The organism is Psychromonas arctica DSM 14288 (assembly GCF_000482725.1).
Classification (GTDB): Bacteria; Pseudomonadota; Gammaproteobacteria; order Enterobacterales; family Psychromonadaceae; genus Psychromonas; species Psychromonas arctica.
Window position 1 is genome coordinate 44965 of record NZ_KI519485.1, and the last position, 12064, is coordinate 57028.

A 12064-nucleotide genomic window follows, 5' to 3' on the forward strand; every position below is an offset into this window, starting at 1 on the left:
CGGCTGTATGCAAGATGGAAGTGCATGTTAACCCTAACTTAACCTTGTGAAAATTATAATATTAGATGTCTGGTAGGTGGGGGAGTGAAAGTCGTTATCATAACAAGAAGTTAAGTTTACAATTTCACTGGGCTGTATTACTTCACTCATATCCTGTTGAGGTTATTAATTGGGGCGGGGGGAAGTGGAGTGAATGGTATGATTTAATCCTTTTTTACAGACAATTACACCTTATCAAAATACCGCACCATTTTTAAAAAAATTCAAGTGGAGAAAAAATTGAAACAAATACAGCCAATTTTAGGGCGCAAAGGCACATTGCTGTTTTTAGTCATCATTAGTGCTTTCCCTCCGCTAACGATGGACCTTTACCTACCTGCATTGCCACAAATGGTCGAGGTATTAAATACTAATCAAGCAATGGTCAATTTAACGTTAAGTGCCTATTTTGTCACCTATGCAATTGGGTTACTCTTCTGGGGACCCTTAAGTGAAAAATTTGGCCGTAAACCGATCCTATTAACCGGTATCATTATTTATATCTTTGCCAGTGTATTTTGTGGTTTATCGGCTTCAGTTGAACATTTAATTTTTTCTCGTATTTTCCAAGCTTTTGGGGGGAGTGCTATCACAGTGGTCGCTACCGCAATTATTAAAGATCTTTATGATGGCAGAGAGCGCGAGAAAATCATGGCAACGATTATGTCATTAGTGATTATTGCACCGATGGTTGCTCCAGTTTTAGGTGCATTTTTGTTAAAAGTTGCTTCTTGGCACATGATGTTTTTTACGCTTGCTGCATTTGGTTTGTTTGCTACGTTATTTGCACTATGTTACCGCGAAACACTTGTCTCTCAATACACAGGCTCTATGTTGCGCTCATGGGGACGTTTGGGAACAGTATTAAAAAACCCTCAATTTGTTTCACTATTAGCCGTTTTTTCGATTGTACCAATGGCTCTAATGGCTTTTTTAGCCGCTGGTTCTTACATCTATATTAATGACTTTGGGCTTACAGAGCAGGAGTTTAGTTATGCATTTGCCTTTAACGCTTTTTTTGCTTCATTTGGACCGGTTATTTATATCAAGTTATCAAAAATCATTAACGTACAAAAAATAATTACAGGTTGTTTTTTACTATTAACGGTCTGTGGTTGTATAACTTACACCTACGGATTTTCATCACCTTGGTTATTTGCTTTTTTAGCGGGACCCGCCACGTTATCTGTGATCATGATGAGAATACCTGGTACTAATCTTATGTTAGATCAACATGATAGCGATACTGGCTCGGTTGTCGCTATTATACAATTTTTAAGCATGATCTTTGGCGCATTGGGAATGACATTAGTATCGCTACGACCTGAGTCATTGATCGAAAATCTAGGCTTAATCCAATTAATTATTGGCGTAACGGGAGGAGGACTTTGGTTGTTGATAAAAAATCGTCCACATGTTGCTGATAAACTAGTTAAAGTTGTTGGCTAATACATTAATTATGCGGTTTATCTTGCTCACCGCGTTGCTGTTAAAGAATCATCGCCGCTAAAAATATTTTAAAGGCGATGACGCTAGGGTGTTTAATGCATTGCTTATTTGGCATCGAGAATGTTTTGTCTCATTGAACAATTAAAAGTTCCCCTTTGTTGTAAAATTGAACGTAATAGGAAATGAATTAGTTTTCTCAATTTGCTATAGTTCAGCGAAATTTACAAATCACTCATTTTCGCAAAATATAATTATGTACATAGCTATGCGCGTAACTGTGCATGTAGTTATCTACATATTAAGAGAAAACTAAAAATGGCAGACGCTAAGTTCTTAGAAGCCGTCAACTGTAGACGCACATTCGCAATCATATCGCACCCTGATGCCGCCCAGCCTTTCAACGCTTAAAATCACCTTTCATTGCACACCACAATCACATCTCTACGCACTGAATTTAAAGGCTTTTTGTCTTTTTCTCGTTTCTTTGCTTTTCAATGATGTTCAAGCGTAACCTCGGAAAGTGTGTACAAACTTGAGTACAAATCGCCATATTTACCGTTTTTAGCCAAATTCCATGACACAAACCTAGCTGTAGGCCTTGTTCCTACTGGGTTTTAGCCAAAACTTGCCTATATTTTTTATGCCAAAAATCGAGAAATGATGGTAAGACGTTCGCGATTATCTCTAATTGTTTGCCGGTTGAGTTGGTTACCGGTTGCTTTCTTGCTGTCCTAAAAGTTCATTTGTATGGGCCTGATCTTCTGAACAAATCATGCATCTTTCTGACCATCAACAAGTGATGAATCAGGCGATGATAGCTTTACATTGATTTTCAGGAGAATGCAGATGACAGCAGTAGCGCACCAAGTAACCCCTTTTCTAACGTCTTACGAAGTTATGGCTCGTTACCACATTAGCTATACGACGCTCTGGCGAAGAATAAAAGATGGCAGCTTGCCGCAACCTCGTATCAACCGAAATACACGAAACAAGCTGTGGCACATTGAAGACTTGGAGGAGTATGAGAAGAATTAGGAATAGATAGCGTAGCTTAGTTTTTCTGTTGGAGCTTGGACTAACGCTTTGAAACGCCGGCTTGTGCCAACAATATAGTTAATATGTACACCAACTTAGGCTAAGATAGCAGCATGGATTTTTTATTGATTGGATGGATAGGTAAGTGACGACTCCTCAAGAACGGACAACAGGTATTACAAATGCGTCGATAAAAAAACGTTTCGGCTCAATTCCCGCTTGGAAGATGTTGAGTGAATATATCTGGAACGGTTTGGATGCTGGTGCATCAGATATTGATGTCATTATTAACACCTGTGATCTCGGCGGGGTGGAGTCAATAGAGATCCATGATAATGGTGAAGGAATTGACTTTCATAACCTAGACCGAAATTTTGATAATTGGGATGACTCATCCAAAAAACAGGTTACCCAAAAAGGCAGTCAAGGCAGAGGGCGGTATTCATTTCATAAATATGCTGCAACAGCAACCTGGCTTACGAGAAGACAATCTGAGAATGCACGTATTACCATAGACTCGTCTCGTATTAAAACGTACAAAGTTGAGTTGATCGACGATAAAGAACAGCATAGTAGTATTCTTTCAAATGGAAGTGGGACATCAGTATTTCTTACGGGCATTACGAGTGAAAAATCTCAAAAAATCCCTAATATTGAAAATATCATGGAGGAGCTTTCAAATGAATTTGGTTGGAAGCTAATAGTTTTTTCTAACCTTAAAATATCAGTTAATAGAGTCCGAGTGACGCCTCCCCAACATAGGTTGTTTCAAGAGCTTATAGATGTTGATGGAAATATATTTAGTTCAAGTATCATTCAGTGGATAAAAAAACCATCTGGTGAAAAGTCATACAATTATTTTAGAGATTCAAAAGAACATCAGAAGTATAGAAATCTGACTGGTTTTAACTACAAAAACAATTTTTTCATAAGTGGATATATACAATCTGAGTGGTTCGATAATTTTCAAGATACCTCATCTCCAAATGCTGATCTCTTCATTAGTGAAAAGAGTGATGGGAATAAAGTTTTAGCTATGCTGCTAAAAGAACTGCGCAACAAAACAGCCGAGATTTATCAGGGGTTCCTTAGAGAAAGAGCTGTTCAGCTTGTCGATTCTTTCGAAGAAAAAGGATATTTTCCTGTTTACAATTGGGAGTCTGACGAAGATCGTTCCTTTAGAATTGCACATACGAAGAAATTAGTAACTAGTATCTGCGTTGCTGATCCAGCAGCTTTTAATGGGCTAAAGGCTAAGCAAACAAAAATTATAATCGGTTTGCTTGATAGGCTATCTACATCAAGTGAAAATGATAGTTTGATAGATATATTGGAAGGCGTTTTAGACTTAAATAAGGAGCAAATGGATGAATTTGCATCTCAAATAAGTAAATCTAAACTTGATTATATAATTAGCACGATTGGACACATTCATAAGCGAGATCTAGTCGTACAGAAAATGAAGTACCTTTTTAAAGAGCACGCTAAAGAAGTTCTAGAAACACCAGACTTACAAGGTATTATTGAGGCTAATACATGGTTGTTTGGCCCTCAGTACACAACTATAGGTGCCGAAGAGGATGACTTTTCTAATACAGCTAGAAATCTTCGGAATTCAGATATTGAAATATTGGATGGGGACGATATCAGTACCAGTGATCTTATTGAAGGCGCTACCATAGAGGGGGCAAAAGGCCAAGTAGATTTGTTTCTTGCACGCAAAATGGTCACAATTGATCATTCTACACAAGAAGAATTTATTAAATGTACGATCATTGAAATAAAAAGACCAAGTGTAGCATTGAATAAGAAACATTTAGCTCAAGCTGAACGTTATGCTGAGGTACTTGATAAGCATCCTGCCTTTAATGATGAGAGAATGAGATTTGATGTTGTTCTTGTTGGAACTAAAATCTCCCAGAATGATACTCAAATTACAAGGCGGTTGAAAGACCTTGCTGGTAAGGGCGGCGCGGGCCTTGTTTCCGGGGCGGATGAAAGAATTCGAGTATACGTTAAAAGTTGGTCTACAATTTTTAATGATTTCGAGGTGACTCATAGTGCTTTATTACAAAAGCTAAAAATAAAGAGAAGCGAGCTAGAGTATAAATCTAAGCAAACCCTTGTGGATGAATTGCAAATACCTCTCTCTGAGGCGTCGTGAGACTTATAATAATTATTCGATAAGTTGTTTTTTTGTAACTGGAAAAACAACTAATCTAAACCGAGCCAAATGCACTACTTGACTCGGTCATTTGTACTAGCTCAGTCTCTTCCTTAATTCAGCTACCCCTTATTGTCCGAAACGCCAGTTGAATGGAAAGCCTGTCGGCTCGATGATGGTTTCTAGTTGTTGATACCAAACGTCGTAAGCATGACGCATTTCGTCCAGGTACTGATATTGGTTGTAGATAGCATCCAGCCCTTTTTTGCTGTGGCCAATCATCAACTCGGCAACTTCTTGCGTCGTGATGGCAGACATTCGCGTTCGCATCGTTCTGCGAAGATCATGCATAGACCAATGCTCCATCTCAACACCAAGCGATCTGCGAGCCCAGATTTTCACATTATTAGGAATAGTGGTATCAAACCCATTTGTGGCAAGTTCTTCTTGTCCGTTAGCGGGAAACAAGTAAGTTGATTTACTCATTTGCATCGCCAGTTCAATCAGCTCGATAGCTGGTTTGATTAATGGCCGCATGATCGGCGCTCCTATTTTCTCACCTTGTTTGCGGATCTCTATGGGCACTGTCCACATTGCAGATTGCAAGTCAAAGTGATGCTTTTCAGCTTGAATGAGTTCGCCCTTGCGACCGCCCAATAGCAGAAGCAATTTTATGTAGATGCGATTCTTCTCAGTGATTTTTGACTCGTGTAAATAGCGCCAAAGTATCCTGATCTCGTTATCGTTTAGCACCCGAGTTCGTTTGCCTTTCTTGCCACCGACTTTCTTTGCTGTGATCCCTGCGGCAGCGTTAATTTCCAAAATTTGTTCATCAATCAGCCAGTCATAGAACTTATGCAGTACAGACACTAGGCGCTCTGTGTTTGAAGGGGACGACTCCGAAACCTCACGAAGACAGTTTCGCAAGGACAATTCATTGATGTCAGTTAATGGGTACTTGCCAAGTCGGGGTAGCAAATATATTTCACTGCTGCGTTTTTGGTAGTGCCACGTTTTCTCCTTTAGCCCTTGCTTACCGGCAGAGTCTATCCAGTCTCGAAAAATCGATTCGAAGCTTTGGTTGGCAGAATACTTGGCCCGTTCCTGCTGTAGGTAGAGCTTAGGGTTTCGGCCCTGATCAAGTACTGCCCTTAACCTATCCAGCTCATTCCTGGCTTCAGCAAGCTTCATAAGGGGGTAAGTACCTATGTCTACCCGCTGTTGCTTGCCATCGAACCGATAACGAAACTGAAAAACAATTTTGCCCTTAGGCGATACCCGAGCACTTAGCCCATCTCGGTCGGCTTTTACTACGGTTTCTTTTGCTTCTTTATTTAATCTGGCATCGAGCCAGCTAACTGATAACGCCATGTTATAAGCCCAGCCCTAGTTTTGATTTTAATGATTGTTTACGTGATTCTGCTTTGGGTTCAGGCGCTTTACTCACAGAAGTAATTTCAACTTCTGGAGCATGGCCATCCACCTGTACAGATGTCGTGGATAGATTGGGTTGGCTCATGTGAATTAACCCAAAGGTGGCCAGCATCCTCAGACGCTCAGCGCGTTCCCGTGGTGGCGTCTTTTCCAATTCTTTGAGTAGTTCTGGGTGGCTCCCTGGGGGAATGTTGACGACAACTCTCATGATCAGGCCCCATAAAACCAGAAGCCTCGGACGTTCGCCAAAACAGACTGCTCAGGCACGATGATCTTGCTTCGTGAAAAAATCTCCTTGGCCGCTTCCTTATAAGCCAGGGCTCCACCTCCGGCGATCAATACCAAGTCCGCATTGATGCTTTCGTCACGCATGGATTGGCGCATGGCTGTAAGAGCAACAGGCGCTACCTTTTTCATGGCAGCATTCAGATAAGGTGAAATATCGACTTTTTCTCCAAATAGCAGCACTTGCAAGTCGCCGGTTCTCATGGCTTTTTCAAGTCGATCCATGCCGACTTTGGCACCATGATCTTCCGAAATCAGCTTATCAATGGTTTCCAGTAGCACGGACATTGCCTGAAGACTGGTTCCTGATGAGCTGTAGCGAATTTCTCCGGCCTCAAGGGCAACCCAATCAACAGAAAAGAAGCCGGGATCTATGACGACGACGCGACCTTCTTCAATCAAGCCCAGATCACCACCTGTTTGAACCAGATCCATATAGGCACCGGCAGGCTGCGGCAGCACTTTGACGTCATGAACGGTGATGCTGCGCTTAGGCGTCACTTGATGGACACCTTTTAAACGTTTTACAAGGTCAGACTTACGTTGCGGTTCATGAAACTGGGAAACCGGTAATCCAGTGACAACCAAATCGATGGACTCAGTTTCAGCCATCAACAAGGCAGCATGAAAAAGCGCCTTATAGGTTTTTGTGGTCGGATATTCCGGGTGGAGCTCTCGTTCCCAGCCTTGAAGGCGTCCAGCAGGCACACCAGCGGCCCAACGCTCATTATCCACAGATACATACAAACAAGTGTCATCATCGCCTCCACCGATACGCTCCGGCATACGATCCGCAGGACCGGCACCCGCAGGCAGAATAATGGTTTTCGGTTCACTGCCTGATTGGCCAATTGCCAGCTTCAGGTTCGAGTAACCGATATCTACGCCTAGTACAAACATACTTATCTCCTGTGCACTTAAAGTGCTCTAACGGTTTTCAATTAACCGCACTGGTCACGCTTGGGCTATTCCAAGTGCTCTGGCGGTTCACTCAAATGCCATTATCAGGATTCGGTGCACTGGCGGTGGGCAGAAAGGTGACAAATCCTTTCATCTATCTGCCTATTGCATTTTCGCAAAAGTATGAGAATAGGCTCTGTTTGGCGGCGGATGACTGAGCCAAAAAAATCGAGACGCCAAACGTCGTTTGCATTCTGGCCTGAACTCGCTAAACGGTTTGTATCTTCATGACGATACGTCTTTTTAGGCGTTTTTAAGTGAAATCGGGCTGTATCCCTTGTCAGGTATGGGATTGCGCGGGTTGATTTATATCGAGACACCAAACAGTGATTGTTACGGCAGTTTTACGTTTGGCGTTTCGATCCAAAAGCCAAACGGATAGTGGTTTTGGCTTTTGGGGTTAATTGGATGGGGAAATTGGTTTGGTAGAAATCGTCAATGAACAATGGAAAGCAGAGGTATCAGATTTACTTCAACAAGAAACAGACAGGCTAAAAGCGCTGGCACGAGCTGAAGTTGATGACTTTTGGGTTACCCATTACAAGGTTCGCGAAAATGCGTCCTTTAAAGATTGGGGGCTGCTTGGTGTCCGTATCAGAGACTTTAAGTATGGCTTTGGCATCGAGTGGTACATCAACAGTTTTCACGGTCAACGAGGCAAACGCGTGGTATTTAGCAAGGGGCTGCGTATCTCAAAGACGAAGCTGAGATACTCATTTTTGGACTGCCAAGGTTTGGCCAAAGAATGGGAGTTAGCGCTGGCCATGGAGAAAGAAGAATTCTTCAGTGATATTCGACGCCAAGTTGATAAGCTCAACATGCTTCGTCGAAGAGTCAATGCATATTGACGTATTTGATTTTCTAAAGCAGCAAAAAAACAGAAATGGCGTATATGATTTCCTTAAAAATCAAGGAGACTAGGTTCTCCAGTTGTATAGTTGTTTGAAAATTTAGGCTTAACAGGAAGAGTTATGGCAAGGAACAAAAAAAATAATCGATATAGTTATGTGCAAAAGCAGGCAGAGCACACTAAATTTTACAATAAAAACTTCGTAAGTGTTCACCAAGCCCTATTGACATAAAAACTGTGACATCTAGCACTTGATCCCACTTTAGGTATTGAGTGATCATTTTAGAGCGTCATCATAGTTGCATGACTAGAAAAAAAGCTCCTAAATACCAAGACGCGCCACCTAAAGTCTCTGATTTGAATGAGGCTAAGGTGCTTATTGATGAGCTGTGGGAACAGCTCCGACATTATGAAGATAAGCTTACCACTAGCTCCAAAAATTCTTCAAAATCGCCCTCATCAGACAGTCCTAAAGATCGCCATGAGCGAAAAAAGATGAAAGCTCTGGTGGTCGCAATTCGAGAGGAGCTAAAGAAGGCCACACAGGGCATCAACGAAAACTCTCCCCATTAAAAGACACGGATATCATTATCGATTGCTTCCCTGATAGTTGTCCTTGTTGCGATCGGTCTGACATTGATGTTCATGGTGGCCCTTACTACCGACACCAAGTCTTTGATATTCCCAAGCCCACTGTCGATATCACTGAATACCGTTTATTCTCAGGTCAATGTCGCCACTGCAAGGAAACAGTGAAAGCTCAAAAGCCTGACAATGCATCACAAGGGGTTATTGGTCCCAATTTATTAAGCTACATCGGTGTGCTTGCAGGACAATATCACCTTAGCGTTCGAAAAATCCAATCACTGCTCAAAGAGCAACTCGGCACAACATTTTCTGTTGGTGCGATTAGCGAAGCGCAAACGAAAGTCGCTTCAATGCTAACGCCATTGCATCAAGCGATAAAACAAGCGTTAAAAAAAGCGCCTTTGGTTCATGCTGACGAGACCTCGCATCACCGAAATGATGAAACGAGCCTTCGTTGGTGTTGGTTAGTGGCAAGTGATGACCTTGTCTATGAACAAATACTTTATTCGCGCTCGACCTCATCAGCGAAAAAGGTCATTGATGAAGACTATGCAGGAATTGTGGTCAGCGACCAGTGTCCAAGCTATAACTGGATAGCCGCAGACCGTCATCAGTTATGTTGGGCACATGTGAAGCGTAACCTTCAGCAAATGGCGGATTATAGTGGCGGTGGTCACACCGCTTATATTGGCAGACATCTTTGTTTGCTGACGAACGTCATTTTCCATACTCGGCATCGTTATGAACAAGATGAGTTAAATTATCCGCTGTACTTACGAAGAATGCGTAGGTTGCAGAAATCGTTCGATCATTGGTTGAGCAAAGGGACTGATGTCATGGTCAAGCGGTATCGGGGGCGATGCAAGTTATTGCTCAAACATAGAGAGAGCTTGTGGGTTTTCCTCAAGAAAACGTCAATCCCCTTAACCAATAATGAAGCTGAGCGATGTATTAGAGGCTTTGTAATCCAAAGGAAAATCAGCTTCGGAACGGCCTCGGATGCAGGCGATAAATTCCGCAGTAGGATACATACCCTCATCGAAACCTGCAAAAAACGTGGCTTATCGGCAATGTCCGTATTGAGTGAGATCATCACGGCTGTTGTGGCGAAGAGGCCGTACCCCAACGTCTTTGACTTATAAACCACACGGTTCTCTTCAAACATGGTAAGTCAAGATACCTCGGTGAACGCTTACAAAACTTCAATAAAACTTCGAGTTTTAGCTCCGTATTCAGCGGGTCACATTTCAAAAATACATCTCTGGTTGGTGCAAAGTTCAAATATTGCAATCTCAATAATGTGAGATTTGAAAACTGTTTTTTACAGGGAGCTCATTTTAAAAAGTGTACACATGACGGCCTTAAGTTTGAAAGATGCATATTGATTTCAACTTCCTTTGAGCGTATGCAGTTACATGGTGTCGAATTTGTTGATTGTTATATTTTAAGTACTAACACTCATGCATGTAAGCAGTTTCAAAACAGCAAGGTATATAACAGTTTTCCTGATGGTGCTCAGTATCCTTCTGATTTAATGAGTATTGTTGATGTTTTGAGAGAGAATCCTTGTATAAGAAAATCCGGGGTGCTTCATAGGAAGGGCGGCAAAGTAAATACAATTGCACTGGATTTTTTGCTTGATGAATTCGGAGTTAACTACCTAATCAATAACTTGTCGAAGCTAAACACACTAGAGTCCGAATTCTATACATTGAGTTATATTTCGGCATTCTTGCGGAGGGTTGGAAATCCTGATAGCTTAGACATTACCCGGCCCACAGCAACATAGAAAATACCTACGATAACGGACGGATACCAGTCTACGGACCGATGCGGGTTGAAAGTTGAAGTCGTTAAAACGTTAGTGGAGGTGATGCCTATGGTGTTGGATTTTATGACAGTGACAGCATTTTTTGTTCTTTGTGCCTATAAACTTTTAGTAAAGCTCCTTTCTATGTCTAGCTGTGTGGTTAATTTACATTTATTTCATTATTTCACTCGCGGTAACTGGTCCCAGCGTGTTGTATAAGCGGGAGACAAATGCTCTCGCTTCATCGACCAATCTTTCTTCGTACCTTGTCCAGCAAAGAAAACCTTTCCGGCACCGCTTTGGTTAATGGTGTCCAATACAGACATTAACTGTTGGCTATTGGAGCGGGTCGATACGTCATCGAATAGTCCTGGTTGAAACATGCCTGGATCGTAAAAGTCAGACAGCATGACGCCCGCTTTGGCATAACGAAAACCATCCTTCCAAATCCGCTTGAGTAAGTGATTGGCCAGCTCGATAAAGTCCCGCGTATCGCAACTGGGGATCAGCAACTCACCCGATGCAGAGCTGCTGTACTGCGGCTCGTTGTCCTTAAAGGGGCTGGTACGTATAAACACGGTCATCACTTTGGCTTGCTGCTGTTCTTTGCGAAGCTTCTCAGTGGCGCGGGTTGCGTATTCGCATACGGCTTCACGTAACAATTCAAAGTGCGTCACTTTTACGCCAAATGAACGGCTACAGACAATTTGTTTCTTAGTTGGCGGGATCTCTTCAAGTTCAATGCACGACTCACCATTGAGCTCTCTGACGGTTCTCTCTAAAACCACCGAGAACTGGTCTCTGATGGTTCTAGGAGAGGCATTGGCGAGGTCTAAGGCTGTGGTGATACCCAACGCATTTAAACGCTTAGAAAGCCGTCTACCAACGCCCCAAACATCATCAACCGGGACTAATGCGAGCAATCGACGTTGCCGATCTGGATTGGTCAGGTCTACAACCCCCTGAGTGGCGGGGTATTTCTTGGCGGCATGGTTAGCCAGCTTGGCGAGTGTTTTAGTCGGTGCAATGCCTACACAGACGGTGATCCCAATCCAGTGGCCTATGCGCTCTCGCACTTGTTGTCCGAACTCGACAAGGGATATGGCAGACTCAATACCGGTTAAATCCAAAAACGCTTCGTCAATGGAGTAGACCTCTACTCGTGGTGCCATCTCCTCCAAAGTGCGCATCACTCGACTGCTCAAATCTGCGTACAGCTCATACAGTTGGACGAGAATGCCAAAATACCATGGCGCTGCATTTCAGCTTTGATTTGAAAAACGGGTACGCCCATTTTAATACCGAGTAACTTAGCTTCACGCGAGCGTGCAACCACGCAGCCGTCGTTGTTGGACAGCACCACAACCGGCGTATCTTTTAAATCAGGACGAAACAGCTTCTCACAACTGGCGTAAAAGTTGTTGCAGTCCACCAAGGCAAATACAGGCAT

8 protein-coding genes and 1 pseudogene are annotated in these 12064 nt (G+C 42.6%); 5 read left to right on the forward strand and 4 right to left on the reverse strand.

Annotated features, from left to right (window positions below):
- The first annotated feature begins 279 nt into the window (after nt 1-279).
- Both H592_RS0119285 and H592_RS0119295 read left to right on the forward strand, forming a co-directional pair.
- Entirely contained in the window at nt 280-1488 is a 1209-nt protein-coding gene (locus tag H592_RS0119285) for a multidrug effflux MFS transporter (RefSeq protein ID WP_084296341.1), read from the forward strand.
- A 1180-nt stretch (nt 1489-2668) separates the two neighbouring features.
- Nucleotides 2669-4687: an ATP-binding protein gene (locus H592_RS0119295; protein WP_000211147.1), complete on the forward strand. Its 2019-nt coding sequence runs from the start codon at nt 2669-2671 to the stop codon at nt 4685-4687.
- Between the two features lie 129 nt (nt 4688-4816).
- On the opposite strand, the gene H592_RS0119300 is transcribed toward H592_RS0119295, so the two are convergent.
- From H592_RS0119300 to H592_RS0119310, 3 genes are all read right to left on the reverse strand, one after another.
- Nucleotides 4817-6058 (reverse strand): tyrosine-type recombinase/integrase, encoded by a 1242-nt coding sequence (locus H592_RS0119300; protein ID WP_028870222.1) that lies wholly within the window; start codon nt 6056-6058, stop codon nt 4817-4819.
- A gap of 1 nt (nt 6059) precedes the next feature.
- The gene (locus tag H592_RS24305) at nt 6060-6206 is read right to left on the reverse strand and encodes a hypothetical protein (protein ID WP_169727678.1); all 147 of its coding nucleotides are present in this window, start codon (nt 6204-6206) and stop codon (nt 6060-6062) included.
- A gap of 125 nt (nt 6207-6331) precedes the next feature.
- On the reverse strand, nt 6332-7306 hold the full coding sequence (locus tag H592_RS0119310) for a ParM/StbA family protein (RefSeq protein WP_022609788.1): 975 nt from the start codon (nt 7304-7306) through the stop codon (nt 6332-6334).
- A 464-nt stretch (nt 7307-7770) separates the two neighbouring features.
- Here H592_RS0119310 and mobI point away from each other — a divergent pair, with 464 nt between their 5' ends.
- From mobI to H592_RS24975, 3 genes are all read left to right on the forward strand, one after another.
- Entirely contained in the window at nt 7771-8214 is a 444-nt protein-coding gene (mobI, locus tag H592_RS0119315) for a conjugative transfer protein MobI(A/C) (protein WP_028870223.1), read from the forward strand.
- A 305-nt stretch (nt 8215-8519) separates the two neighbouring features.
- A protein-coding gene (gene tnpC, locus H592_RS0119325; RefSeq protein WP_156916162.1) for an IS66 family transposase occupies nt 8520-9946 on the forward strand; the annotation gives its coding sequence in 2 pieces (ribosomal slippage) (nt 8520-8712 and nt 8712-9946; 1428 coding nt in all).
- On the forward strand, nt 9943-10593 hold the full coding sequence (locus H592_RS24975; protein WP_084296342.1) for a pentapeptide repeat-containing protein: 651 nt from the start codon (nt 9943-9945) through the stop codon (nt 10591-10593). The genes tnpC and H592_RS24975 overlap by 4 nt, the downstream gene beginning before the upstream one ends.
- A 200-nt stretch (nt 10594-10793) precedes the next feature.
- On the opposite strand, the pseudogene umuC reads toward H592_RS24975, so the two are convergent.
- Nucleotides 10794-12064 (reverse strand): annotated as a pseudogene (gene umuC / locus H592_RS0119335) (translesion error-prone DNA polymerase V subunit UmuC).